Here is a 26,691-nt window from a genome sequence, read left to right as displayed (position 1 = left end):
GCTCTTTCTTTTTGTTCATTTATTAAGTTTATCTATATTAATTTATCAAACTTTATGTTCCTGTTACAAAATACGCTATTCTTTCTGTAAAATCACTGGAAAGGATGGCGTTTTTGTATGTCTATTTCTGTATCCAATGAATTACAATTATTTGCTTGAGAAATTCAAAGCTTTTTATTTCCAAATATCTTACGAGAGATGTTGGTTTCGTGCAACGAACCAGCAAATACTAAACAAAAGATTTAGTCGCTCTATGTGTATGGATAAGTGAAATAAAATGGGGGTACATTTTGTTATGAAAAAAATTTTCTTTTCATAACTTGATTTATGAAAAAATATTTTATATACTAATTCATGTAAACGGTTTACTAGATCGTATTTTGCTAGAAACGAAGGGAAGATTCGCATGGAAACAAGGGGGAGAGTAATCGGGATTGACATCGGTACCACAAGTACGAAAACGGTTGTATTCACTGAAAAAGGAAAAGTCGTTGCTTCACATGCAGTTGATTATCCAATTATTCAACCGAACGTCGGATGGGCTGAGCAAGATCCTGATGTAATATGTGCTGCTGTATATAAAACTGTAAGCGTTGCCATCGAAAAGAGTAATGTATCACCAGAGAATATTTCTTCAATCGGTATTAGTACAGCAATGCATGCCTTAATTGCTGTAGATGAAAACGGTGCGCCGTTAACGCGCTCTATTATTTGGGCAGATAATAGAAGCACAAAGCAATCAGAAAAACTATTACAACAAATGAATGGTCATGACATTTATAGAAGAACTGGTACACCGATTCATCCGATGTCACCACTTTCTAAATTACTGTGGATGAAAGAAGAAGAAACGGAGTTATTCAGAACTGCTTATAAATTTATTTCCATTAAAGAGTATGTCATTTATCAATTATTCTCACGCTATGTAGTTGATCATTCAATTGCATCAGCTACTGGGTTATTTAATTTAGAAACATTAAACTGGGATAAAGATGTTTTAACTATGTTAAATATGTCACCAGAACAATTATCAACACCTGTACCAACTACATATATTTTATCGGGAATGAAACCGGAATTAGCACAAAAGATGGGCATTCATGAAGATACTCCAGTTGTTATTGGTGCGAGTGATGGTGTTCTTGCAAATGTAGGTGTTGGTGCAATATCGCCTGGTTCAGCTGCAATTACGATTGGAACAAGTGGTGCAGTTCGAACAATTTCATCAAATGTCAATACAGATGAAAAGGGAAGAACGTTTTGTTACGCATTAACAGATGAGCACTGGGTTATCGGTGGGCCAACGAATAACGGCGGAATATTACTGAGATGGTTACGTGATGAATTTGGTAGCCCAGAGCAAGAAGTTGCAAAGAAGCTTGGGATTGATCCTTATGATTTATTAATTAAGTATGCAGAAAGTGTACCAGCTGGAGCAGATGGATTGCTATTTTTACCGTTTCTATCTGGAGAACGTGCACCCTACTGGAATGCAAATGCTCGTGGTACATTCTTCGGAATTAACCTTCAGCATAAACGTGAACATTTCATACGTGCTGTCATGGAAGGAGTTTGTATGAGTGTGTATTCAGTTGCACTTGCCATTCGTGATTGTACGGGGCCACTTACTGAAATACGTGTTTCAGGAGGCTTTGCAAAGTCTGCATTTTGGAGACAAATGTTATCTGACATGATGGGGAAAGAATTGCTTGTTCCAGAAAGTCATGAAGCATCTGCGCTTGGGGCAGCGGCACTTGCTTTGTATGCAATTGGGAAAATTGATTCTCTTGAAGAGGTGAAGGATTGGATTGATATTGTCCATCACCATGTACCGAATAAAGAAAATACGGCTTTATATTTAGAGATGTTTTATATGTATGAACGACTTTACAATCGTTTGAAAGAAGAATTTGATTGTATAGCTGCTTTCCAACGTAAACAATAGGGGGATTGGGAGAAATGGTAGTTGGGATTGTACTAGCGGCTGTTGTCATATTACTTTTACTAATTACGGTAGTGAAATGGCATCCATTTGTCGCGTTAATTTTAACAGCAATCGGAGTTGGGCTAGCGATGGGGATGCCCTTAATTGGAACTTCACCACAACATCCGGGGATTATCGATTCTATTAAATTAGGTCTTGGTAATACGTTAGGGTTTTTGGCGATTGTTTTAGCTTTAGGAACAATGCTTGGAAAAATGATGGCTGAGTCTGGCGGTGCTGAACGAATTGCAAACACATTAATTGGACGTTTTGGGAAAAAGCGTGTTCACTGGGCAATGATGTTCGTTGCATTTTTAGTAGGGATTCCGGTGTTTTTTCAAGTTGGATTTGTACTATTAATTCCGTTAGTATTTACAATTGCGTTAGAAACAGGGGTATCACTTATTACAATCGGTATTCCGCTAGTAGCAGGTCTTTCGGTTGTACACGGACTTGTTCCACCGCATCCAGCAGCAATGGCAGCGGTAGGTATATTTAAAGCAGATGTAGGGAAGACAATTTTATATGCATTAATTGTCGGACTTCCAACTGCAATAATTTCAGGTCCGCTTTATGGGAAATGGATTGGTGCTCGTATACATAAAGAAGTACCATTAGATATAGCGGAGCAATTTATTGAAAGAGATAAGAAGAAGGAACTTCCTAGTTTCGGAAATACATTGTTTACTATTTTACTTCCAGTATTTCTTATGCTAGGTGCATCCATTGCGGAAGTAGCGTTAAGCAAAACAAGTCAATTTGCACAAATATTGCACTTTATTGGAGATCCAATAGTCGCATTATTAATTGCAACGATATATTCTTTCTTTAGTCTTGGTTATGCAAAAGGTTTCTCAAAAGATAAAGTATTACAATTTACAAATGATTGCTTAGGACCTATTGCGAACATCCTGTTAGTTATTGGTGCAGGTGGCGCCTTTAATAAAGTATTATTAGATTCTGGAATAGGAACGACAATCGCAGAAATGGCGAAAGAATCTCATATTTCACCGATATTATTAGGTTGGGGAATTGCAGCACTTATCCGAATCGCGACTGGATCTGCTACAGTTTCTATGATGACAGCAGCTGGAATTGTAGCACCGATTGCAGCAAGTACACCGGGTGTAAATGTTGAACTACTAGCACTTGCAACAGGAGCAGGGTCATTAATATTATCACATGTGAACGATTCTGGATTTTGGATGATTAAAGAATATTTCGGAATGACTGTGAAAGAAACATTATTAACATGGACTGCAATGGAGACGATACTATCAGTTGTAGCACTTGGATTAATTTCGTTATTAAATATATTTGTATAGAATGGGAGATTGATTAATATGAAACTAGGTTTAATTGGATTAGGAAAAATGGGATTCCCATTAGCGGAACACTTACATGAAGATAAGCATGAAGTAGTTGTATACGATGTAAATAAAGAGCTTGTTGAAAAGGCAGGAAAATTAGGGATTACTGCTCGTCATACATTAAAAGAAATGATCTCTGAATTAGAAGCACCTCGTACAATTTGGGTAATGGTACCTGCTGGAGAAGTTGTTGAGTCAGTACTAAAAGATGTATATCTATTATTAGAGGAAGGCGATATCGTTATTGAAGGTGGAAATTCATTCTATAAAGATACGTTACGCCGTGCTGAAGAAGCGAAAAGCTTTGGGTTACATTATGTAGATATCGGTACATCAGGCGGTGTAGAAGGAGCTAGATACGGCGCTTGCTTAATGGTTGGTGGAGAAAAAGAAATTTATGATCAACTAGAACCTTTATTTAAAGACTTAGCAGTAGAAAATGGTTATTCATATGCGGGCCGCGTTGGTAGTGGGCATTTCTTAAAAATGGTTCATAACGGTATTGAATACGGAATGATGCAAGCAATTGCTGAAGGATTTGAAGTACTAGATAAAAGTGATTTTGATTTCAATTATGAAGATGTTGCAAAAGTATGGGCGAACGGATCGGTTATCCGTGGTTGGTTAATGGACTTAACTGAAAAAGCATTTGCAGATGATCCGAAACTTGATGGCATTAAAGGTGTAATGAACTCTTCAGGAGAAGGGAAATGGACTGTTGAAACTGCGCTTGAATTACAAGCAGCGGCACCAGTTATCGCAATGTCATTATTTATGCGCTACCGTTCACAAGAAGATGATACATTCCACGGAAAAGTGGTTTCTGCACTTCGTAATCAATTCGGTGGACATGAGGTTGTGAAAAAATAGGAAATATTAGTTTTGTGAAACTCATACGAAAGTATGAGTTCTTTTTTATTTCTCATACTATTTAATGAAAGTTTTTCCCTCTTTTTACTGTGTTTTGTATAGAAATTTCTGATAATATATAAATATAACTTGAAAACAAAGGAGAGAAATAATTATGAAACTAGTCGTTATTAACGGTACACCAAGAAAATTCGGTAGAACTCGCGTTGTGGCAAAATATATTGCAGAGCAATTTGAAGGGGAGTTATACGATTTAGCAGTAGCGGAATTACCTTTATATAATGGAGAAGAATCACAACGTGAATTGGAGGCAGTAAAAAAATTAAAAGCTTTAGTGAAAGCTGCGGATGGAGTAGTACTATGTACACCAGAATATCATAATGCGATGAGTGGAGCATTGAAAAATTCATTAGACTACTTAAGTAGCAGTGAATTCATCCATAAACCTGTCGCATTGTTAGCAGTTGCTGGAGGAGGTAAAGGGGGAATAAACGCATTAAATAGTATGCGGACTGTCGCTAGAGGCGTTTACGCAAATGCAATCCCAAAACAAGTAGTACTTGATGGATTACATGTGCAAGATGGTGAACTTGGAGAAGATGCAAAACCATTAATTCATGATTTAGTTAAAGAATTAAAAGCATATATGAGCGTATATAAAGAGGTGAAAAAACAATTAGGAGTTGAGTGATATGTCCTCTCTTTATCATGATTCTCGCTTGTATTACATTCTAGGAGCCAATAGTTTATCTGCTATTGGCTCTGGAATTGTTATGATAACGATTCCGTGGCTATTGATTAAGGAAAGTGGGGGAGAGACAACGTTTGGGTATATTTCTATCGTTGCAACTCTCATCATGTTTTTACTAACACCATTCATTGGGCAAAGCATAGATCGTTTTTCAAGAAAATCTTTATTGTTATGTAACGAAGGTATCGGGATAGCCATTATAGGAATGATGGCTATTTGGGGATTTGCTGGGCAATCATACAATTCTATTCATTACATTATTATTTATATAGCAGGTTCTTTCTATTATCTATTATTCTATCCCACAATATTTGCATTTAACCAAGAAATATTTCAATCAGAGCATTATAAAAGTTTAAGTGGCACAATGGAAATACAAGGACAATTAACGCAAGTTATTTCAGGTGCAGCTGCTAGCTTTTTAATTGAGATTATTTCTTTGAAATGGATCTTGTTAGTGGATATGTTAACTTTTGCAGGAGCATTTTTCCTGTTCTTATGTATACCATATGTAAAGAAAAAAGAGGTAAAAGGGAAAGTAACATTTAAGAAGCAATTGTTCGAAGGAATTCACTTTATGAAAAAGCGCCCTAAGTTATTTTGGTTTTTACTAGCGACTTATATGCCGTTTATCGGTGTCATGATGGCAAATTATTTAATCCCAGTATATATTTCAGATATGCTCAAAGCTAGTGCCTCTGTATACGCAATTGAAGGTATGATGTACGGTGTCGGAGCGGTTCTTGCAGGAATAAGTATTCCAATCATGATGAAATATGTCAAAACAGAAGTTTCAATCGTTATGACGATGTTCATTTATGTAATTTCAATTACCGTAATGATTATTGAGCCTTCCATTATACTATTATATGGACTTGCAATTTTTCATGCAATTGGAAATGCTGGAACGAGAGTGGCGAGAAATGTATTGATGATGGAAGAAATCCCAAATGAAGTAATGGGACGTGTGGACAGCTTATTTCGATTAATTGGTACAGGAATTCGAATTGTATTATTAATGTTGTTTACGGCAGGGGTATCTAAAGCAGGGGTAATGATCCCGTTTTACGTACTAAGCTTTATATTGATCCTATCATTAGGGATTGCTTTTTATTATGTAATTTCAAAACGTAAAATGAAAGCGAATGTGTCTAATAAATCCATCGTTTAAAAAACACTTCTTACTCCCTTTCTTTTTCTATATAATAAAAAGAAAGGGAGTGCTAACTTATTTATGAACAAATGGATATTACTTATAATCTTATTACTACCTCCGCTATACATCATTTATATGACATTTCGAATGAATAAAGTTGCTCGTGAAACATTGAGTAATCACTCTCCATACGTTCTTATATTAGGTGCAAAGTTATTTGGAGATAGACCGTCTTTATCTCTTCAAAATCGTTTGGATGTAGCGTTGGAATATTTATATGCTCACCCTGAGGTGAAAGTAATTGTTTCAGGTGGTCAAGGGGAAGATGAAGATATACCGGAAGCTCACAGTATGAGAAACTATTTAATGGTACATGGTATAGATGAGAATCGTATTTTAATGGAAGACCGCTCTACAAATACGTATGAAAATTTAAAGTTTAGTATGGATTTATATGATGTAAAGCATGCGGTAGTTGTAAGTAATACGTATCATTTATATCGAACGAAAATAATTGCAAAGCGTTTAGGGATAAAGATGGAAGCTTTGGCTGCTGAAACACCGAGGCGCTCTAAGAAAAAAGCGTATGTGCGTGAATATGCTGCAATTATGAAAACAATATTGTTCGACCGTTAGAGCTCAAATGAGAGCTCTTTTTTTGTATAATAAAGCGTATCATTTGAAATGAATGCTATATTCCATCAAAATAAAGGAAACAACATGAAAGGAGTTGTGTCTGTGATTCAATTTAATCATGTGTCAAAAGCTTATGAAGATGGCACAAAAGCAGTGGATTCATTGCATTTAGAAATTAAAAAAGGAGAATTTTTTGTTCTCATTGGTCCGAGTGGTTGCGGGAAAACAACGACAATGAAGATGATTAACCGTCTAATTGAAACGACGGAAGGATCAATTTTAATCGATGGAAAAGATATTCAACAATATAACATAAACGAACTACGTTGGAATATAGGGTACGTGTTGCAGCAGATTGCGCTGTTTCCACATATGACAATTGCTGAAAATATTGCAGTTGTCCCTGAAATGAGAAAATGGACCAAAAAGGAAATAAAAGCACGTGTCGATGACTTGCTACAGATGGTTGGGCTCGATCCAGATGTATATCGTGATCGTATGCCAGATGAATTGTCGGGAGGACAGAAACAACGTGTTGGTGTCGTACGGGCATTAGCCGCAAACCCGAAAATTGTACTTATGGACGAACCATTTAGTGCGTTAGATCCGTTAAGTAGGGAGCAGCTCCAGAAGGATATCGTACAACTGCAAAAAAAGATTCAAAAAACAATCGTGTTCGTAACGCACGATATGCAAGAGGCTTTATCACTTGGTGATCGTATTTGTGTAATGAAAGAAGGAAAAGTTGTTCAATTAGATACACCAGAAGGAATTATACATAACCCGAAAAATGAGTTTGTAGAGGAGTTCATTGGAAATCGTGGACGACCTTGGTATGAGGGGAAGAGTATAGAAGAGGTATTGCCGCTAGACGATGGTATACGAGTTGAAGGGAATGCTTTATCTTTACATTCGTCATTACAAGAAGCACTAGTCCGCTTGCAAACTGAAGAGTCAGTGCCGGTTGAAGAGCATGGTCAATATGTTGGAGCGTTAACAAGTCGTCATATTGTCAATTACATTGTTGAACAAATGAAGGAAAGAGGCTAAACAGTGACTGATTTTATTCAAACGTTCCAAGAACGAAAAGTAGAATTGCTAAGTGCATTAAGTGAGCATTTACAAATATCGCTTATTTCACTATTTTTTGCAGTAATTATTGCGGTGCCTCTTGGCATTTTATTAACAAGAAAAGAACGGATTGCTGAATTTATAATAGGGACTTCTGCTGTTATGCAGACTGTGCCATCACTTGCATTACTTGGACTTTTAATTCCATTAGTAGGAATCGGTAAACTTCCAGCCATTATCGCATTAGTTGTGTATGCACTATTACCTATTTTACGAAATACATATACAGGAATACGGGAATTAGATGAATCACTTATAGAAGCGGCGAGAGCTATGGGAATGAATAGCTGGAGAAGGTTATGGAAGGTGGAGCTTCCTCTCGCGTTGCCAATTATTATGGCGGGTATTCGTACAGCAATGGTATTAATTGTTGGAACGGCTACATTAGCTGCTTTAATAGGTGCAGGTGGGCTTGGTAAACTTATATTACTAGGTATCGATCGAAATGACCATGCGCTTATCATTTTAGGGGCCGTACCAGCCGCGTTACTCGCTTTATTCTTTGATATAGTACTTCGCACACTCGAGAGCCCAAGACGCTCTTCTAAGCGCGTTATATTGACAATATGTATTGTTGTCGTAATGATTGCTTCGCCATTTCTTTGGAATACACAAAAGAACGATATAGTTATTGCTGGCAAACTTGGATCTGAACCAGAAATTTTAATTCAAATGTACAAGCAGCTAATTGAACAGGATACAGATTTACACGTAGAATTAAAACCAGGTCTTGGGAAAACAGCATTTGTATTTGAAGCGTTAAAATCAGGTGAAGTAGATATATACCCAGAATTTTCAGGTACAGCTTTATCTACTTTCGTGAAAGAAGAACCGAAAAGTACAAATCGTGATGAAGTATATGAACAAGCTCGCACGGGAATGGAAAAGAAATATAATATGGTTATGTTAAAACCAATGGAGTATAACAATACATACGCACTAGCCATGCCGAAAAAAATAGCAGATCAAAATAACATAAATACAATTTCTGATTTAGGAAAAATTGCACAGGAAGCTAAAGTAGGATTTACATTAGAATTTGCTGATCGTGAAGATGGTTATAAAGGAATGCAAAAATTATATAACTATAAGTTTTCAAATGTTAAAACGATGGAACCGAAACTACGCTATAGTGCAATACAATCGGGTGATGTGAACGTAATTGATGCATATTCAACTGATAGTGAATTGGAGCAATATGGACTTAAAGTGCTAAAAGATGATAAAGGATTATTCCCGCCTTATCAAGGAGCACCATTATTAAAAAAAGAGACGTTACAGAAATATCCTGAACTCGAAAAAGTATTAAATAAATTATCTGGAAAGATTACAGATGAAGAAATGCGAAAAATGAATTACGAAGTAAATGTGAATGGGAAAAGTAGTGAAGAAGTAGCAAAACAATTTTTACAAAAAGAGAATTTACTTCGTTAATTTTACAAGAAATATACAATTTTATATGTTTGAAATGACCGTTCATTACAAAATGGACGGTTTTTTTGTGCATACTTATACATTTTTTCAAAAAAGTATTCCATTTTTCTTCATTTTCTTTTAGAATAAGTAATGTTTTCCTGAAAAAATATAAGAGAAACGTCTATTAGAGAAAAAGGTGACTTTAATAGTTGAACGAACATAACACCTAGAATGACAGATGGGGTGGTACAAATAGAAAAGAAGTTAGGATTTTTTCCGTTAATCGCATTAGTAGTTGGAACGATGGTTGGAGGCGGTGTTTTTAGTTTACCGCATGATTTAGCAGTAGGAGCAAATAGTGGTGCAACGATAATTGGTTGGTGTATTACAGCAATGGGAATGATTCCACTTGCGCTCGTATATCAAACGTTAGCAAGACAAAAACCGGAGCTTGAGGGCGGAATTTATAGTTATGCACGAGCTGGTTTCGGTGAATATATTGGTTTTAACAGTGCTTGGGGGTACTGGCTGGCAGGAATTTTAGGAAATGTCGCAACAATTATGTTGCTGTTTAGCACATTAGGTTATTTCTTCCCAATTTTTAAAGGAGGAAATAATGTTGCGTCTATCATTGGTGCATCTCTTTTATTATGGACATTGCATTTTCTAATTTTATTTGGAATTCGTGAAGCTTCCATTATGAATGTTATCGCAACAGTAGGGAAATTAGTTCCAATCGTATTATTTATTGTCGTAATGGTAACAGCCTTTCGCTGGGATACATTTACACATGATTTTTGGGGCGAAGGAACAATCTCACTTTCCGCTATCCTTGGTCAAGTGAAAAATACAATGCTTGTAACGCTATGGGTGTTCATTGGGGTTGAAGGAGCAGTTGTATTATCAGGGAGAGCTAAAAATAGCAGAGACGTTGGAAAAGCGACAGTACTTGGATTAATTTTAGTAATGTCTATTTATATTTTAATTTCTGTTCTGTCAATGGGAGCAATGACACGAGGAGAACTTTCCGTTTTAGAAACTCCGTCAATGGGACATGTATTAGAACATGTTGTTGGTCCATGGGGGGCAGTTGCGATAAACATCGGGTTAGTTGCATCACTTGTAGGTACATTAATTGGCTGGTTTTTACTTGTTTCTGAAATTTCTCACGTAGCTGGAAAAGATGGAGTGTTTCCGAAAGTCTTTACGAAAACAAATAAAAAGCAAACACCGCATATGGCATTATGGATTTCAAATGCTGTTGCCCAAGTTATTTTTATAATCGTTCTGTTTTCAGAATCGACATACCAAATTATGTATTTTATTGCGTCAACATCTATATTACTGCCGTACTTATTATCAGCTTTATATCAATTGAAATTAGTCATTACGAAAGAGCTTGAAGTTGCGAGAGTGAAAAATGGCTTGTTAGCTTTAATTGCTTCTGTATATTCTGTATGGCTCATTTACGCAGCTGGTTTAAAGAATTTACTGCTTGTTTCAATTGTATATGGTATTGGGATTCTCGTGTATATGTTTGCAAGAAAAGAAAAAGGGAATCGTTGTTTTGCAGGTATTGAGAGATATGTGATGTGGGCAATTGTTATTGCGGCTATCACTTCAATTTATATGTTAATGTCAGGAAATATAAAATTGTAAAAGTCCTTTAAATTTAAAGGGCTTTTTTCTTAGTTTAGAGAATATTTAATACATAAGATATTCAGGAGGGATGAAAATGGAAGAAAAAGAACAGTTGTCTAGAATTATGGATTTAGCTAGTGATTTGAGGAAAGTATTAGTACAAGAATCTTTTTTTAATCATCATCCTGAACTTCGAGGTGTGATTGAAAATTTAGCGAGTTCTGTAGAGAATTTGGCGAGTTTGCAACAAAATAAAGATGAAAATGCCGAAGATCGATTACGGTACGTACTTGCTAAAATGAAAATTGCTCATAATGCTATTTTACAAGAAAAAAAAGCATTTCCTTCTCTTTAATATACGTTTTAATTTTGAACCTGAAGGATGACGTCAGGTTTTTTATTTCTAGTTTTAGATTGTAGTTCATACACTAAGAATAGTATGAAAAAAGAAGGTGACTACGTTGAAATTACATAAAGCTCTTCATCCAAGTTTTATAAAACGAATGTATTATATGAGATTTATTGGAACGTTTGCAAAAGCGGAGGGAGAAAAGAATGGAGAAAATTTCTTTGTACAATGCCTTTCTCCATTACCCTTAACTTTACAAGAGTTATTTCCGGATGGAAAATATTTATTTGAAGGATTATGCAGTAATAAAAAAAATGAAAAAATCTTTACTGATTTAAAGAAGCGTAAATTAGAAAAGCAATTGGTTATGTTTCGTCTTTATTATGATCGAGGAAATTTATTTTTGGAATTAATATGTACAGAAGAGCCTAGAGAAATAGCATCTTCATATAAATTGATTCCTTCACCAAAGGTCTCGAATTATAAAAAGAGAGCGTCTTTGGAACGGAAGTTAAGCAACGGTTATTTATCATTTCTTATGCCTAAATTACCAAAAGACTTTGAGCCTCCAGAATTATTATGGTATGAAGGAAGACTATATGGGAATTTATCGTTAAAATCATCAATAAGTTCAATTTCATATTTTGAGCAAAGAAAAGAATGCAAATATATTGAAATAAACGATTGGATGAAACATGTAGAAATAGCAGTAGATGAACATTTATATTTTGTAAGTGAGAATGTGTATGAGCAATTAAATAAACGAATTGTTGAAGAAGGTAAGTTAGTTGAAGCAGAGGATATTAAAATGCAAAAGGAGGACTGGGAATGGGATGAGCGTGAATCCTCTTTTTTGCAGTATGTACAAAGTATGGTTCGTAAAAAAGGTCTATATTTGGATGATACAGATATATATAATTTTCACATTAGTGTTAAAACCAATATGTTAACGATTGTTGGTGGTATACCAGGTGTTGGGAAATCACGCTTTGTGCAAGCATATGCAGAAGCACTTGGCTTACGTTATGGTGAAGAATTAATTTGGATTCCAATTTCACCATCGTATCAAGAACCACATGATATTCTCGGCTACCTTCATCCGAATGGTAATTTTATTGAAAGTGAAACGAAGTTAGTTCGGACATTATTGAAGGCTAAAGAAAACCCAAATCAATTGTATATAATTGTGTTTGATGAAATGAACATGTCACATATTGAGCATTGGTTTACTCCATTTCTATCCGTTCTTCAACTTGAAAAGCAAAATCGTATTTTGAATTTGTATGAGAAAGTACAAGAAATAGAAAATCAAATTCCGCCTTCAGTGGAAATTGGTGAGAATGTTATTTTCGTAGGTACTGTAAATTTTGATGAAACGACGAAAGAGCTTTCCGATCGATTATTAGATCGAACAAATTTGATTACGTTACAAAAAATTCCGTTTTGCGAGATGAGTATAGAACAAGAGAAAGTAGTTCAGCAACCCCCACTGAAAGTAACAACGGGAGAATTTCGAATTAATTGGTTTAGGAATAAAGAGATGATTGAAGTGTTTACTGAAGAGGAATTAGAGTTATTGGATAAGTTACATGATGTATTATCATCACACGATATATCAAAAGGAATTTCTTTCCGATGTGCAAACGCAATCGCTACGTATTTGCAGAATATACCGTTCCAAAATAATCAGTCCTATATGATTAGCAGGGAAGAAGGCTTTGACTTGCAAATAAAGCAACGCGTATTAACGAAATTAAGGGGGACAGAAATGACAGTGGGCTCTCTACTTTCTGAAGAAGCAAAAAGGGGAGCGATATTGATACCACTTTTACAGTCTCCGCTTGCAAATCGTGTATCTACATTTGAACATTCTTTAGCTTATATAAGACAAAAGCGTAGAGAACTGGAGTTGTATGGATATGCAAAATGAGGAGCGTTATGAAACAGCAATCGTCGATACGAAAGAAACGCTCCCGTTTGTATTGAAGCTAATCATTGGTACTGAGGGGAAAGGCGATTTTATCCTTTTAAATAGGCTCTGTACGTCTACTACAGCATTAGTTCAATGTATTTATAAGGTACAGGAATTAAAACCACTGAAATTGCATTTCCATTATCAAAATCCAATGGATATTACATTCATATGGAATAAAGTATATGAGGGACAAAAGAATATAAAAGAGTCACAATATGAATTAAATGAAAAAAAACAAAGAGTATTAGTGTATGAACATGGAAAAACTGAATTTTTTTATCCGTGGCGCTGTGGCTTATATCATTTTGAAGTGCGTATAGAAGATAAAACTTATTATGGGGCGTTTCAAGTTGTTCCTAAAAACTTTTTTGATGATCAATTTGAAATGATTCAAGATTATGTGAAGTCAATTTTAAACGAGTTAATTTTAGATAGAGGTTATTACAAGAAAACTTTCTCAGCACTGAGCGATATTGAAGATTCTTCTTATTTGGTATTGTTAAGAAAATTGCCACAAAAAATGAAAAGAATAAAACAAATCTTTAAGAAAGTAGAATCGAATGCGGAATTTGTACACGAATTTAATTGGGAAACGAAAGAGCGGAAGACAACGAGAAAAACTGCCATTATGACAGAAAGAAAGCTTTATGCGAAATATTACAACCGTAAATTTAAGGAGCAAAAAAATAGTATTGAAAATGCATTCCTTAAATTTAAAACAATGCAATTCTATTATTATTTACTTGAAGCAGAAAGTTTTGTACGTAAAACGATTGAAATACTAGACGGAGAAAAGAAGAAAAAATCAGATGAATTCCAAGCTGTTAAAACAATTATGAAAACGATTGAACGAAATGGATCAGTGACGGACAGAGAAAAACAAAAATATAGAAATATACATTTACTAAAAGAAGCAGATTTACGTAAAAGTTCTGTGAAAATACAAGAATATAAAATATTAGCCCATATCGTACATGAAAGCGTGCAATACTTTCGAAATTTATTGTATTCTCCATTTTGGAGGGAAGTTTCTGAAACAGCTAACATTAATTCGCACACTTTATCTATACCACACCAACAATTACTCCATCATTTAGAATTGTTACCGCAACAAACGGAGCAATCCCCATCTTTATTATTCGTATATAAACCAACGTTTTTAGTGTATGAGTATTACGCTTTTTTTATCGTTATTTCTATATTAGAACAAATCGGATTTGAAGATAAGAATCCTATCCGTGAACAAATACAAGAACATTTTTATTTAGACGGATTACAAGATGGAACGACAGTTATCTTGCATAGAGATAATATAAAAGTGCACGTCGCATTTAATGATCTAATTGAAACACACCCCCTTATTGCACTTAGCAAAGGAAGTAATTTTTATAATGGAGAGGACACAAAGAAGCCAGATATACGTCTAGATTGTTATGTAAAGGAAGAAGAGAAGTACGTATATAAATCATCTATAATTATTGAAGTGAAATATAGCCCTATGTATAATATTTTTCAACCTATTGGTAATACGAAAGCGACGGAGCAAATGTATAAATACTGGTCTATTAAGTATGTAGAAGAACAAAGTGGAAAACGAGTTTTTCATCGTAGGGCAATTTATGAAGTGATTTGTGTATATCCAGGGAGTCATATGCATAGTAAAAAAATAGAATCTGGTTGTGGTGTGTTTTTGCAATTATATCCGTATAAGACGAAACAAGGAGAAGAGAAGTTGGCGGGAAAGCACGGGATGATTCAAATTTTTGAAAAATGGTTAAAAAGCAATAAAATGTAAAAGAAATCCTTTTTTTATAAAGGATTTCTTTAGGTTAAGAAGAATTATATGCCATAAGGAAAGAAGCATAACATGGGTCGAATTTGAAATGATAATCATCTTTCATTAGAGAAATTAACTTTCTTTGTATGTACGATTGTATAAGAAAGTAAGAAATGGTACATGCGGGGGAACAGAGTGTGAAATAGGAATTTAATTCAATTTGCAGAATATAATAAGACGTAAATATTTTTAGTTGCATACGAAGGTTTGTTCTTATATGATAGTAGGTGAAAGCGTTATCAAAAACAGAGCGGCGATGGGAAAGGCGGGTAAATATGTTCCAGCGTGTTCAAACAAAGGAAGAACATTTTTGGTTCGAGCAACTGTGGGGAGATTTTTGTGAAGAAAGAAACTTAATGTTTGTAGAACGTAATTTAAATCCATCACGATTTTTATTAATAGAAGATGAACATCATATCGGTACAGTAGAATGTATTAAGTATACAGTACCTGAACAATCAAATTCGGAGTTTTTCTATCCGTTTTCTAAAAATGATTTAGTGAAAGATTTGAAGAATGTATATGAAATAGGAAAGTTAAGCATTGCGAAAACGTCTCGGGGGAGAGGACATTTCAAAAGGTTGGCAGCTATTTTATTTATGCATGCGCTAGAGACGAAAGCTGAATGGTATATTGCAGCAGTTACAAAAAGAATGTATATGTATTTACTTACACTCGGTTTTCCAATTGAGCCGATAGATAGTCCATTCCAGTTTCATGATACTTTACAAGGTGTACCAGTACGGATTCATGCTCGAAAAGGGGCTGCACATTTGTATTCTTTGAAAGAATTCCGTGATATTATTCAAGGGAATGCTCATGCGCAGGCACTTATTGCAGAATACAGTAAAAATATTATGTTAACAAAATAAAAATATATGAATATGTATAATATGAAGAAGGGTGTCATGTTACAGCCTTCTTTCTTCATACAAAAAGTAGACCCTTATTCTTGTAATAAGGGTCTACAAGGTTATAGTCCAAATATACTAAAAATCATTTTGCGGCGCTTAGGTTTCTTTTCTCTTTCATATGTTGGTTTTGAATCAGGAGTAATATATATTGGTTCTTCTTTTTTTAAGGCAGCTTCTAGTTTTTGAATTCGCTCTAACATTTCCTCCATTTCACGGCGATGTTGTAAAAGTTGGTATGTAACGACATCATTTGCTTTATCTAGCATTTGTTCTTCCATTCGATCTAGTCTTCTCGTAATTGAATTTAATTGAGCTGCTAATTGCTCAAAATCATTTGATGATGTTGTTTGAGTAGGTTGAACGTTGTGAGGTTGGTCTGCTTGAGAACGATGGTAGTCTAACATTTGATCTAAATCACCTTGTGTGAAAATAAAATGACCATATTTATTTTTTTCTATCGTAAGATTTAATTGTTGTGCAATCCGGACAACAGCCTTTGGGCTAACACCTAATTTCTTCGCGATAAATGGTGTTTTATATTCCAAAATAATCCCTCCTATATATATCCTGTTGAATGATTTCTAGTTATGTAGTAAGTTCCCTTCAGGTGTGACAAAAGAAGTGTGGAATCGGCAAAGAAAGTGTTTTTTCACGAAATTGAGCTGTTTAGCATATACGATTTATATAAAATATTTTTTATTTATCTAAAAATTGGGAATATTATAGTTTGACGATAATAATCTAATTAGATTATCATAATTATAAATATCTTTTTTATGTATGCATATAATATATAAAAAGGTGGTTGCTAATGTAGAATTTTATTAGAGTATAAGAATGCTTACTTCACTTGAATAAATTTAAGTAGGAGGTGGCTTCCTTGCTTACACTGTAAGTAAGGAAAAGTATTTGGACATAAATAGTATAAGTATAGTGATTGTTTTAATTGCCTTAACGGCATTTTTCGTTGCAGCAGAATTTGCAATTGTTAAAGTGAGGAGTTCACGAATTGACTATTTAATTGCAGAAGGAAATAATCGTGCAATATCTGTCAAAACAATCATTACAAACTTAGACGAATATTTATCAGCTTGTCAGTTAGGAATAACTGTTACAGCTCTTGGGATTGGGTGGTCTGGTAAACCTGCGCTAAAGCACATGTTTGATGTGTTGTTTGCAAATTGGAATGTCCCCACTCAACTCGCAGATATTTTGGCTATAATTTTAGTGTTTTTGTTTATCACATTTTTTCATGTGGTAGTAGGAGAGTTAGCTCCAAAAACATTCGCGATTCAAAAAGCAGAACAAGTGAGTTTCTTTGTTGCTAAGCCACTCATTTTGTTTTATCGTATTGCATTCCCATTCATTTGGCTTTTAAATGGATCAGCTCGGCTAATTACGAAATTTTTTGGGTTGAAACCACCAAAAAAGCATGACGAAGTGCATTCAGAAGAAGAATTGCGGTTGTTGGTTTCAGAAAGTTATAAAAACGGTGAGATTAATCAATCTGAATATAAGTATGTAAATAAAATATTTGAATTTGACGATCGTATCGCGAAAGAAATAATGGTACCACGAACAGAAATGAATATATTAAATAAAGAAATGCCTGCCGAAGCGGCTTTACAAAAAATGTCTCATGAAAAATATACGAGGTATCCGGTGGTTGATGGTGATAAGGACCATGTAATAGGCTTTGTGAATTTTAAGGATATATTTACAGATTTTGTGAAGCATCGAGTTGTTAGTGAAAAGACAGTGGAGCAATATATTAGGCCAATTATTCTAGTAATTGAATCTATCCCAATTCATGATCTATTTTTAAAAATGCAAAGGGAAAGGACGCATATTGCTATATTAATTGATGAATATGGTGGTACATCAGGTCTTGTAACCGTTGAAGATATTTTAGAAGAAATTGTAGGGGATATTCAAGATGAGTTCGATACTGATGAACAACCGGAAATCCAACAAGTTAGTGAGACGAAAACAATTTTAGAAGGAAAAGTACTTGTTAGTGAAGTGAATGCATTATTAGGTTTGACTATTGATGACGATGATGTCGATACGATTGGCGGCTGGATACTAACGAAAAATATTGAGATCGCCGAAGGAGATACCGTTGAAATTGAAAACTATAAGTTTTGTGTGAAGGAATTAGATGGGCACTATATTAAGAGGTTGGAAGTAACGAAACCTTCAGAATCGATTGTTATTGTGGGGGATGAAAAAAAAATTTCGCTCCAAGAACAAATTAGTTCGTAAACTCTGCTTTGTAGCAGAGTTTTTTTTGAGCAAAATGTTTTTTGGGGTGTTAGGGCTATGATACAATTACATAAGTCAGACCTTTCACTAGGTGAAATAAATGAAACGTATTATTGTATGCGTATATTCGGAAGGAGAACACTATGAAAAAGCATTTATATATAAATGGGGTATGGAAATCAGTAGGGACGTATAAACCATTGTATGCACCATACTCTGAAGAAAAATTAGCGGAGATTGCGCAAGGTACAGAGGGTGACGTAAAGGAAGCAATAGCTTCGGCTAAAAATGCAATGAAAGAAATGAAAAAATTATCTGCATACGATCGCGCAACTATTTTAGAAAAGGTTGCACAAAAAATGGATGAGAGAAGAGAAGAGTTTGCAGTGATTATCGCAAAAGAAGCTGCAAAACCAATTCGTGCTGCACGGGGAGAAGTAGATCGCACTGTTCAAACATATAAGTTTGCAGCTGAAGAAGCGAAGCGAATATATGGTGAGACGTTACCATTAGATGCGGCACCAGGAGCAGAGGGCCGTATAGCGTATACAATTCGACAACCAATCGGAGTTATTGGTGCTATTACACCGTTTAATTTTCCACTTAATTTAGTAGCACATAAAGTAGGTCCGGCAATTGCGGCTGGAAATACTATAGTGCTAAAGCCAGCCGACCAAACGCCACTTTCGTCATATGCATTGGTGGAATTATTTGAAGAAGCTGGTTTACCAAAGGGAGCTTTCAATATAATTTCTGGACCTGGACCTGTTGTAGGTGAGGCATTAGTAAAAGATGAGAACGTTGCTTGTATTACTTTTACAGGAAGTCCAAAAGTAGGTATTGGAATTAAGCAAAAAGCTGGATTGAAACGAGTGACGTTAGAATTAGGATCAAATGCTGCTGTTATCATTGATGAAGACGTTGAATTGACAGATGAAATAATTGAACGTGTAAAATGGGGCGCGTTTGTGAATAATGGACAAGTTTGTATTTCTGTACAACGTGTTTTTGTACATGAATGCAAAATAGATGAGTTTATTACAAAATTAACAAAAGCAATGGAAAACGTTGTAGTAGGAGACCCGCTTCATGAAGAAACAGATGTATCAGCACTTATTTCAAAAAAAGATGTAGAACGTGTAAGTTCATGGGTAGAAGAGGCAGTTAAGGCAGGATCAAATGTTGTATACGGTGGTAACAAACGTGATGCAAGGATCTTTGAACCAACTGTATTAACAAATGTTCCAGAGTATGTATCTGTTCAGTGCCAAGAAGTTTTCGGTCCAGTTATGACTGTAAATCCATTTATAGAATTTAATGAGGCTTTAGAACAAGTAAATAATTCACGTTATGGATTACAAGCAGGTGTATTTACAAACAATTTATGTAAAGCAATGCGTGCAATTGATGAATTAGAAGTCGGTGGTGTCATGATTAATGATATTCCAACGTTCAGGGTTGATCATATGCCTTATGGTGGTGTGAAAGAGAGTGGCACAGGTCGTGAAGGAATTAAATATGCAATAGAAGAAATGACAGAAATGAAATTAATATGTATTAAAAAATAAAATAAAAGGTACACTTGTTTAACCAAGTGTACCTTTTATTTATTTCATTTCTTGTTTGAAAATATCATCTTCAACATAAATTTGTTCTTTATCTACAGCAGTGCTATGGGATAGTACTAAACCGATTGGTGTTTCTGTACCTTTATTTTGAACAATTGTAAAAGGAACATTTTTTTCATTTGCTAATTTAATGTATTTTGATAAATGTGGGTAAGCAATGCTACCATTTAGGAATAGTTGTAATGATTGAGAAGAACGCATGCTACCCGTTACTTCTGTATACACATTACTTTGCATTACTTGACCGATTGTTAAAGCGACTTCTACACGCTCACGTAATGTAGTTAAGTACATATTACGTTCTTCTGGTTTGTTTTGCTTTTGGCCATATATGCCTTCTTGGAGATAATCTTCCACATTTTTATTTACCATATTTTTCACACCTTTCCCTTCTTATTGTACGCAAGAATTAAAAAGGATGCAAAAAAGTAGTTTTGAACAGAAAAATAATTAAAAAATGAGAAAGAAAAAGAGATATATGAATAAAACTTATTTAATTAAGAAAGGAAAAATAAATTTTATCAACAGAAATTAACAAAATGTGACAACAATCTATTAACGAAATGTATTTTTTGTGTTAATATTCAAAATATAAAGGGTATTCGTCGTATGGAAATGGAGGGAATGGAGGTTTTTCCAATCGATAAGGATATTAAAGAAGTATTTTGTTCGCACTTGAAAAACAACAAGCACCAATTCGTAGAGAACTGGAAAAACAAAATGATAATTTCCGAAAAAGATCCATTTAAACAAGAAGTAGTTCAAAATGGAGAAAATTTATTAGAGTTAATTATCGAACTTATCATGGAAGATAAAGACATTGATTATCTTCAACCATTATGTGAGAAAATTGCCATTGAGCGTGCAGGGGCAGATGCGAATATTGGAGATTTTGTCTACAATGCAAATGTGGGAAGAAATGAACTTTTTGAAGCAATGTGCGAATTGGATGTAAGCGCTCGTGAACTGAAACCGATTATGGCCAAAATACATACTTGTTTTGACAAATTAATTTATTATACCGTTTTAAAATACTCGGAAATTATATCGAGAAATTTAGAAGAAAAACAGCAATATATAAACGAAACACATAAAGAAAGGCTTACGATTCTAGGGCAAATGTCGGCTAGTTTTGTCCATGAATTTCGTAATCCGCTAACTTCAATTATGGGATTTGTAAAGTTATTGAAGACAGACCATCCTAATCTATCGTATTTAGATATTATTTCACATGAATTAGATCAATTGAATTTTAGGATTTCACAATTTTTACTTGTGTCGAAAAAAGAAATGTGGAATGAATCTGAACGTTTTTGGCTAAATGACTTGTTTCAAGATATTATACAATTCTTGTATCCAAGTTTAGTAAATGCAAATGTTTTGATTGAAAAAAAATTGCCGTATCCTATTCCACTCATTGGCTACCGGAGTGAAGTGAGACAAGTATTTTTAAATATTTTAATGAATTCAATTGATGCTCTTGAATCGGTGAAAGAAGAGCGGAAAATTATCATTGATGTATTTGAAGAGGATACCGCTATTCGCATTGTTATAAAAAATAATGGGCCTATGATTCCAGCGGAAAGTGTAGAAACCATTTTTGAGCCATTTGTAACTACTAAAAAGCTAGGAACTGGTATTGGACTATTTGTATGTAAACAAATTGTAGAAAAGCATAAAGGATCCATATTATGTCGTTCGAATAACGACTGGACAGAATTTCAAATTGAGTTTCAAAAGTAAACAGTCTACACCATAGGAATGGTGTAGACTGTTTTAATTTGTAAGTATAACGGCCTCTAACTTTGGATCCTCAGTTGAATAACCTATTATTGAAATTGTGTAAATTGAATTTGGTTCAACGTTGAACTTAGGAATGGTTAATAGTACTTTTTTTGAATCAGCAAGTGAAATTTCAATATCTGCTGTACCAGGGCTAACTTGTAAAAAATCTGTTACTTGTTTAAAGAGTACATTTTCAAATAAATGATCCCCATCTTTCAAATTAACATTTACAACCGGAGTGTCTGGTGAAAAATGTGCAAACCGTATTTTTGCTTGACCAGATGGTAAATGAGTATTATCAAGAATAGGTTGTAATTGGAGATGATTATCGCTATTGACTGCTGCAAGGGTATAAGTGTGATTCCCCATTATGGGTACTAATGCTGAGAATATTGGAGTTTCGTTTCCAACAGGGACAATATCAATACGGTATTTACCTTGTACTAATGATAAGTAAGGACTGAATTGTTTAAAGGAAATATTTTTAATCACTTTTTGTCCATTTACAATAATATCAACTGCTGGTGTATGGGGAGCTGTGTGGAAAATTCTCATATGTGACGGCAAAGTCGCTTCTTGTGAATCTCTCTTTTCATATGCTTGTACAAGTTTTGTAATTGCATCATGATATTTCATATAGAGTTCCACATACTTTTTAGGATTGCTATATTGGTAGTAACGAGCAAGTTGTTCGTAACGTGCAGCTTCTTGTCCGTATTTTTCAATTTCGGATTGAGTCATAAAACATTCCTCCTTCATCATTACAACTATATGCGAAGCTGGAAAGAAGATATGCGAAAAAAACTGTTTTTCTAAAAGGAAAAGTTAAAATAGGGATTTTTTTATTTATAGGCAAACACACATACAAATCGGTAATTGTCCTACATAATTTATAAAGGAAAGGTAGTTTTACTTTGAAGGAAGGAGCACAATGGGGATGTGGATATCCCGGGTATGTAGTGTGAATTTAGTTATGGAGGATTTCGTGCTTTAGGCTGTGGTACAAATGTTGGATTTGCACTAGAAGTATTTCTATTCCCAATAAGTGAACTGGCTGGAAAAGGTAATATCGGATAAAAGAGCGTCGTGCCGAACTGATTACTGTGGTTAATCGGTTCTTTTTTTATTGTTTTAAATAGATGGTACTACTTGTTTAGTAATAGTTACGATAATTGTGGTTTGTCATCTATATAGTGAAGTGAAATGTCGAATTTTGTTTGAAAATATGCAATATAAAGTAGGATAATAGGAAGGAGATTAACGGGAGTTCCGTCGAAGTTTACACAATGTCGGCAATTGAAGGAAGCTGATATTATGTTAAAAAAGCATTTAATTTGTTGTTATCTTAAATCAAGGAGGGATGTTTAAGCGTACAGATAAGGATTGGTCTTTAATTTCTGTTCTGAATTTTCTGTTTTTAAACTAATATTTTGCACTCATTTGTATATTTTATAATAGTTTTTTGATAAATTCACTGCTTTCGCAGAGGGTTCTTTTTTATGAAAGAAACGTCAATTTTCTTCATATATATATACAAATTGGAGAAATGGGGGAGCGCTATGCGCGATTACTTAATTAAACCACTTGTTGGTCAGCCGTATCCAATGATTTCACATGGAAAAGGTGTTTATTTGTATGATCAAAACGGAAACAAATATTTTGATGGTTCGTCAGGAGCAATTACGGCAGGTATTGGGCATGGCGTAAAGGAGATTGCAGACGTTATTAAAAAGCAAGCAGAGGAGATTGCTTTCGTATATAGGTCACAGTTTACGAGTGAACCAGCTGAAAAATTAGCGAAGAAGTTAAGTGATTTAAGTGTAGGAGATTTGAACTGGAGCTTTTTTGTAAATAGCGGTACGGAAGCAAATGAAACAGCTATGAAAATTGCAATTCAGCATTTTCAGGAGCGCGGTATTCAAGGGAAACATAAAATTTTGTCACGATGGATGAGCTATCATGGTATTACTATGGGAGCCTTATCAATGTCTGGGCATCCGCTGCGCAGACAACGTTTCGTATCTATTTTGGAAGATTATCCAACTATTCCAGCTCCTTACTGTTTCAGATGCCCTGTACAGAAGGTATATCCAACTTGTCAGCTTGCTTGTGCGACTGAACTAGAAAGAGCGATTGACCGAATTGGTGCAGAACATATTGCAGCTTTTATCGCTGAACCGATTATTGGGGCTGCTGGAGGCGCGATTGTCCCGCCGAAAGAATATTATAAAGTAATTAAAGATATTTGTAGTCATTACGATATATTATTTATTGCGGATGAAGTAATGACTGGACTTGGTCGTACTGGTGCATGGTTTGCGATGGAGCACTGGGGTGTAGAACCGGATATTATGACGCTTGGTAAGGGGCTAGGAGCGGGTTATACACCAATGGCAGCGACAGTTGTAAGTGATCGTGTTATGGAGCCGATTTTACGTGGATCACGTTCTGTAATGAGCGGGCATACGCTTAGTGCAAATCCATTGTCTGCAGCAACGGCATTAGCTGTTATTGAATATATGGAGAAACATAATCTACCTGAAAAAACAGCAGAAAAGGGAGAGTATTTATTAAAAGGTTTACAGAAAGTTCAGCAGCAATCGACAATCATTGCCGATGTACGTGGAAAAGGATTGCTAATTGGAATAGAATTGCAACCGTTTACAAAAGCGTCGGAACTTATTTCGGTTGCGGCTAAAAATGGATTGCTCTTATACCAAGCTGTTTCAGGGCAAGCAGGAAAAGAGGATAGTGCACTGCTTGTTGCACCACCAATGACAACTACATATTCCGAGTTAGATGAATTACTTTCAATTTTTGTAAAGAGCGTGGAAGAGATGATGCAAAAAGGAGGGCATAGTATCGCATGACAACTATTACAAATACATTCGGTAAATTAAAAGAGGTAGAGGAAGTAATTTCTTTGTTCCATGATGATATGACATTAATGTTTGGGGGATTTGGAGGGATTGGATCCCCTCCATCTTTAATTCAAGCTGTTTTAGATAAAGGCATTACAAATTTAAATTTAATAGGAAATGATACTGGATTTCCTGATGTAGGAATCGGTCGTCTTGTTACGAATGAAAGGGTTAAATCTTTAGTTACTTCTCATATTGGATCAAACCCAAATGCGGGAAGACAATTAAATGAAGGCAGATTGCAAATTGAGTTTTCTCCGCAAGGAACATTAGCAGAGCGTATTCGCGCTGGTGGTGTAGGCCTTGGTGGTATTTTAGTTGATGTTGGTGTTGATACGATTGTAGAAGAAGGAAAACGAACAGTTGAAATGAATGGAAAGACATATTTAGTTGAAACAGCTTTAACGGCTGAAGTCGCAATTGTATATGCGAAAAAAGCGGATCCGTTTGGAAATCTGGTATTTGATAAAAGCGCTCGTAATATGAATCCGCACGTAGCTATGGCTGGGGACATAACGATTGTAGAAGCAGAAGAAATTGTTCCACTTGGAAGTTTAGATCCAGAAGAAATTGTCGTCCCGGGTGTATTTGTAAATTATATCGTGCCATCGGAAGGAGTGAATTGGAAATGGGTATGGGCGTAGAAGTGAGAGGTAAGATTGCAAGACGTGCAGCGAGAGAAATTCAAAATGGCATGATTGTAAATTTAGGTATTGGAATTCCATCGCTTGTACCGAATCATTTGCCAGAAGATATGAATGTTATGTTTCACGCAGAAAACGGTATTGTCGGTATGGGACCAACGCCAAGTAAAGGGAATGAAGATGAGAATTTATGTAATGCAGCTGGTTTACCAACATCGCTCATTACAGGAGCAAGTTATTTCGATAGCTGCATGGCGTTTGGCATGATTCGAAAAGGATTACTTGATGTTACGATACTTGGTTCGTTACAAGTAAGTGAAAATGGTGATTTAGCAAACTGGATTGTACCAGGAAAACGCGTTCCAGGTATTGGAGGAGCGATGGATTTAGCGCAAAAAGCGAAGCGAGTCGTTGTTGTGATGAATCATGTTGATAAATACGGAAATGCAAAGATTGTTTCGGAATGTACATTGCCATTAACTTCGAAAAAATGTGTAGATTTAATTATTACAGATATGGCTGTAATGGAAGTGACTCCAAGTGGACTTGTCTTACAAGAATTAATGAGTCCGTACACTGTAGAAGATGTAAAACGACATACGACGGCTGATTTTCAAATAAGCTCAAATTTACTAGTAATTGAATGAGGGGAGCTGTAATATATGGAGCAATTTAAAAAACAAGTTTGTGATTATATTGAAAGTCATGAAGAAGAGAGCGTAAAATTTTTAACACGATTAATTCAAGAAAAGAGCGTATCTGGTGATGAAAGTGGTGCGCAGGCAATTGTTATTGAAAAGTTGCGTGAGTTAGGTCTAGACCTCGACATTTGGGAGCCTGCTTTTAATGAAATAAAAGATCACCCTTATTTCGTATCACCTCGTACAAGCTTTACAGATAGCCCGAACATTGTAGCGACTTTAAAAGGAAGTGGCGAAGGGAAATCTATGATTTTAAATGGCCATATTGATGTTGTGCCAGAAGGGGATGTAAATCAGTGGGACCATCATCCGTATAGTGGAGAGAAAATAGGAAACCGCATATATGGACGTGGAACAACAGATATGAAAGGCGGCAATGTCTCACTTATGCTTGCGATGGAAGCGATTATTGAATGTGGTATTGAACTAAAAGGTGATATACATTTTCAAAGTGTAATAGAAGAAGAGAGCGGTGGGGCAGGAACATTAGCAGCTATTTTACGAGGGTATAAGGCAGATGGCGTTATTATTCCTGAGCCGACGAATATGAAATTTTTTCCGAAACAACAAGGGTCAATGTGGTTTCGTCTACATATAAAAGGCAAAGCAGCACACGGTGGTACACGTTATGAAGGAGTAAGTGCTATAGAAAAAAGTATGTTTGTTGTAGATCATTTGAGAAAATTAGAAGAGAAGAGAAATAGTCGAATTACAGAT

At 35.1% G+C, this 26,691-nt stretch carries 23 protein-coding genes; 20 read left to right on the top strand and 3 right to left on the bottom strand.

The annotated features are described in order from the left end of the window. Positions 1-406: 406 nt before the first annotated feature. The 13 genes from gntK (at position 407) to CDB3_RS13045 (ending at position 15,988) form a co-directional block, all read left to right on the top strand. Positions 407-1,945 carry a gluconokinase gene (gene gntK, locus CDB3_RS13105; RefSeq protein WP_128854793.1) on the top strand — a complete coding sequence of 513 codons (1,539 nt, stop codon included), beginning with the start codon at positions 407-409 and terminating at the stop codon, positions 1,943-1,945. Positions 1,946-1,959: 14 nt separating this feature from the next. Next, a complete protein-coding gene (locus CDB3_RS13100; protein WP_128854792.1) occupies positions 1,960-3,309 on the top strand; it encodes a GntP family permease in 1,350 nt (449 codons plus the stop codon). 18 nt (positions 3,310-3,327) lie between these two features. Next, entirely contained in the window at positions 3,328-4,224 is an 897-nt protein-coding gene (gene gnd, locus CDB3_RS13095) for a phosphogluconate dehydrogenase (NAD(+)-dependent, decarboxylating) (RefSeq protein ID WP_128854791.1), read from the top strand. A gap of 154 nt (positions 4,225-4,378) precedes the next feature. Then, positions 4,379-4,915 (top strand): NADPH-dependent FMN reductase, encoded by a 537-nt coding sequence (locus CDB3_RS13090; protein ID WP_071745885.1) that lies wholly within the window; start codon positions 4,379-4,381, stop codon positions 4,913-4,915. Between the two features lies 1 nt (position 4,916). Continuing rightward, positions 4,917-6,146, top strand: a complete 1,230-nt coding sequence (locus CDB3_RS13085) for an MFS transporter (protein WP_128854790.1) — start codon at positions 4,917-4,919, stop codon at positions 6,144-6,146. A 63-nt stretch (positions 6,147-6,209) separates the two neighbouring features. Beyond that, the gene (locus tag CDB3_RS13080; protein WP_128854789.1) at positions 6,210-6,767 is read left to right on the top strand and encodes a YdcF family protein; all 558 of its coding nucleotides are present in this window, start codon (positions 6,210-6,212) and stop codon (positions 6,765-6,767) included. 102 nt (positions 6,768-6,869) lie between these two features. After that, positions 6,870-7,817 carry an ABC transporter ATP-binding protein gene (locus CDB3_RS13075; protein ID WP_097831969.1) on the top strand — a complete coding sequence of 316 codons (948 nt, stop codon included), beginning with the start codon at positions 6,870-6,872 and terminating at the stop codon, positions 7,815-7,817. 3 nt (positions 7,818-7,820) lie between these two features. Next, positions 7,821-9,332 (top strand): ABC transporter permease/substrate-binding protein, encoded by a 1,512-nt coding sequence (locus CDB3_RS13070; protein WP_128854788.1) that lies wholly within the window; start codon positions 7,821-7,823, stop codon positions 9,330-9,332. Between the two features lie 213 nt (positions 9,333-9,545). Next, positions 9,546-10,973, top strand: a complete 1,428-nt coding sequence (gene arcD / locus CDB3_RS13065) for an arginine-ornithine antiporter (protein ID WP_097831971.1) — start codon at positions 9,546-9,548, stop codon at positions 10,971-10,973. 76 nt (positions 10,974-11,049) lie between these two features. Next, a complete protein-coding gene (locus tag CDB3_RS13060) occupies positions 11,050-11,310 on the top strand; it encodes a LemA domain protein (protein WP_097831972.1) in 261 nt (86 codons plus the stop codon). Positions 11,311-11,416: 106 nt separating this feature from the next. Next, complete coding sequence (locus CDB3_RS13055; protein ID WP_128854787.1) at positions 11,417-13,234, top strand: DUF8727 domain-containing protein; 1,818 nt, start codon at positions 11,417-11,419, stop codon at positions 13,232-13,234. Next, positions 13,224-15,074: a hypothetical protein gene (locus tag CDB3_RS13050; RefSeq protein WP_128854786.1), complete on the top strand. Its 1,851-nt coding sequence runs from the start codon at positions 13,224-13,226 to the stop codon at positions 15,072-15,074. The genes CDB3_RS13055 and CDB3_RS13050 overlap by 11 nt, the downstream gene beginning before the upstream one ends. A 317-nt stretch (positions 15,075-15,391) precedes the next feature. Continuing rightward, positions 15,392-15,988 carry a hypothetical protein gene (locus tag CDB3_RS13045; protein WP_097831975.1) on the top strand — a complete coding sequence of 199 codons (597 nt, stop codon included), beginning with the start codon at positions 15,392-15,394 and terminating at the stop codon, positions 15,986-15,988. Between the two features lie 101 nt (positions 15,989-16,089). Here the strand turns inward: CDB3_RS13045 and CDB3_RS13040 are convergent, their stop codons facing one another. Beyond that, on the bottom strand, positions 16,090-16,575 hold the full coding sequence (locus tag CDB3_RS13040; protein ID WP_097831976.1) for a chromosome segregation protein: 486 nt from the start codon (positions 16,573-16,575) through the stop codon (positions 16,090-16,092). A gap of 364 nt (positions 16,576-16,939) precedes the next feature. Here CDB3_RS13040 and CDB3_RS13035 point away from each other — a divergent pair, with 364 nt between their 5' ends. Beyond that, positions 16,940-18,295, top strand: a complete 1,356-nt coding sequence (locus tag CDB3_RS13035; RefSeq protein ID WP_128854785.1) for a hemolysin family protein — start codon at positions 16,940-16,942, stop codon at positions 18,293-18,295. A gap of 143 nt (positions 18,296-18,438) precedes the next feature. Next, a complete protein-coding gene (locus CDB3_RS13030; protein WP_128854784.1) occupies positions 18,439-19,863 on the top strand; it encodes an aldehyde dehydrogenase family protein in 1,425 nt (474 codons plus the stop codon). Between the two features lie 39 nt (positions 19,864-19,902). Here CDB3_RS13030 and CDB3_RS13025 read toward each other — a convergent pair whose 3' ends face one another. Further along, positions 19,903-20,295 (bottom strand): YueI family protein, encoded by a 393-nt coding sequence (locus CDB3_RS13025; RefSeq protein ID WP_128854795.1) that lies wholly within the window; start codon positions 20,293-20,295, stop codon positions 19,903-19,905. A gap of 237 nt (positions 20,296-20,532) precedes the next feature. On the opposite strand from CDB3_RS13025, the gene CDB3_RS13020 reads away from it, so the two are divergent. Further along, a complete protein-coding gene (locus CDB3_RS13020; RefSeq protein WP_372708540.1) occupies positions 20,533-21,666 on the top strand; it encodes a BA2291 family sporulation histidine kinase in 1,134 nt (377 codons plus the stop codon). A gap of 33 nt (positions 21,667-21,699) precedes the next feature. On the opposite strand, the gene CDB3_RS13015 is transcribed toward CDB3_RS13020, so the two are convergent. Further along, positions 21,700-22,449, bottom strand: a complete 750-nt coding sequence (locus CDB3_RS13015; RefSeq protein WP_128854783.1) for a DUF4397 domain-containing protein — start codon at positions 22,447-22,449, stop codon at positions 21,700-21,702. Positions 22,450-23,267: 818 nt separating this feature from the next. Between CDB3_RS13015 and CDB3_RS13010 the strand changes: the two genes are divergently transcribed. The 4 genes from CDB3_RS13010 to CDB3_RS12995 form a co-directional block, all read left to right on the top strand. Beyond that, complete coding sequence (locus CDB3_RS13010; RefSeq protein WP_001205875.1) at positions 23,268-24,578, top strand: aspartate aminotransferase family protein; 1,311 nt, start codon at positions 23,268-23,270, stop codon at positions 24,576-24,578. Beyond that, positions 24,575-25,273 (top strand): acetate CoA-transferase subunit alpha, encoded by a 699-nt coding sequence (gene atoD, locus CDB3_RS13005; RefSeq protein WP_000208113.1) that lies wholly within the window; start codon positions 24,575-24,577, stop codon positions 25,271-25,273. The genes CDB3_RS13010 and atoD overlap by 4 nt, the downstream gene beginning before the upstream one ends. Then, on the top strand, positions 25,258-25,920 hold the full coding sequence (locus CDB3_RS13000; protein WP_128854782.1) for a CoA transferase subunit B: 663 nt from the start codon (positions 25,258-25,260) through the stop codon (positions 25,918-25,920). The genes atoD and CDB3_RS13000 overlap by 16 nt, the downstream gene beginning before the upstream one ends. Before the next feature lie 15 nt (positions 25,921-25,935). Further along, the coding region (locus CDB3_RS12995) for a peptidase (protein WP_128854781.1) at positions 25,936-26,691 on the top strand (756 nt) is incomplete at its 3' end.

The sequence above is a fragment of the Bacillus sp. CDB3 genome, from assembly GCF_002081505.1.
GTDB classification, from domain to species: domain Bacteria; phylum Bacillota; class Bacilli; order Bacillales; family Bacillaceae_G; genus Bacillus_A; species Bacillus_A cereus_AT.
This window is presented reverse-complemented; position numbering and strand designations above follow the sequence as displayed.

Excerpts from the sequence above, each read along its gene's own strand:
- gntK (WP_128854793.1), top strand. The coding sequence starts at position 407 with ATGGAAACAAGGGGGAGAGTAATCGGGATTGACATCGGTACCACAAGT.
- CDB3_RS13100 (WP_128854792.1), top strand. The coding sequence starts at position 1,960 with ATGGTAGTTGGGATTGTACTAGCGGCTGTTGTCATATTACTTTTACTA.
- gnd (WP_128854791.1), top strand. The coding sequence starts at position 3,328 with ATGAAACTAGGTTTAATTGGATTAGGAAAAATGGGATTCCCATTAGCG.
- CDB3_RS13090 (WP_071745885.1), top strand. The coding sequence starts at position 4,379 with ATGAAACTAGTCGTTATTAACGGTACACCAAGAAAATTCGGTAGAACT.
- CDB3_RS13085 (WP_128854790.1), top strand. The coding sequence starts at position 4,917 with ATGTCCTCTCTTTATCATGATTCTCGCTTGTATTACATTCTAGGAGCC.
- CDB3_RS13080 (WP_128854789.1), top strand. The coding sequence starts at position 6,210 with ATGAACAAATGGATATTACTTATAATCTTATTACTACCTCCGCTATAC.
- arcD (WP_097831971.1), top strand. The coding sequence starts at position 9,546 with ATGACAGATGGGGTGGTACAAATAGAAAAGAAGTTAGGATTTTTTCCG.
- CDB3_RS13060 (WP_097831972.1), top strand. The coding sequence starts at position 11,050 with ATGGAAGAAAAAGAACAGTTGTCTAGAATTATGGATTTAGCTAGTGAT.
- CDB3_RS13050 (WP_128854786.1), top strand. The coding sequence starts at position 13,224 with ATGCAAAATGAGGAGCGTTATGAAACAGCAATCGTCGATACGAAAGAA.
- CDB3_RS13045 (WP_097831975.1), top strand. The coding sequence starts at position 15,392 with ATGTTCCAGCGTGTTCAAACAAAGGAAGAACATTTTTGGTTCGAGCAA.
- CDB3_RS13030 (WP_128854784.1), top strand. The coding sequence starts at position 18,439 with ATGAAAAAGCATTTATATATAAATGGGGTATGGAAATCAGTAGGGACG.
- CDB3_RS13025 (WP_128854795.1), bottom strand. The coding sequence starts at position 20,295 with ATGGTAAATAAAAATGTGGAAGATTATCTCCAAGAAGGCATATATGGC.
- CDB3_RS13020 (WP_372708540.1), top strand. The coding sequence starts at position 20,533 with ATGGAAATGGAGGGAATGGAGGTTTTTCCAATCGATAAGGATATTAAA.
- CDB3_RS13015 (WP_128854783.1), bottom strand. The coding sequence starts at position 22,449 with ATGACTCAATCCGAAATTGAAAAATACGGACAAGAAGCTGCACGTTAC.
- CDB3_RS13010 (WP_001205875.1), top strand. The coding sequence starts at position 23,268 with ATGCGCGATTACTTAATTAAACCACTTGTTGGTCAGCCGTATCCAATG.
- atoD (WP_000208113.1), top strand. The coding sequence starts at position 24,575 with ATGACAACTATTACAAATACATTCGGTAAATTAAAAGAGGTAGAGGAA.
- CDB3_RS13000 (WP_128854782.1), top strand. The coding sequence starts at position 25,258 with ATGGGTATGGGCGTAGAAGTGAGAGGTAAGATTGCAAGACGTGCAGCG.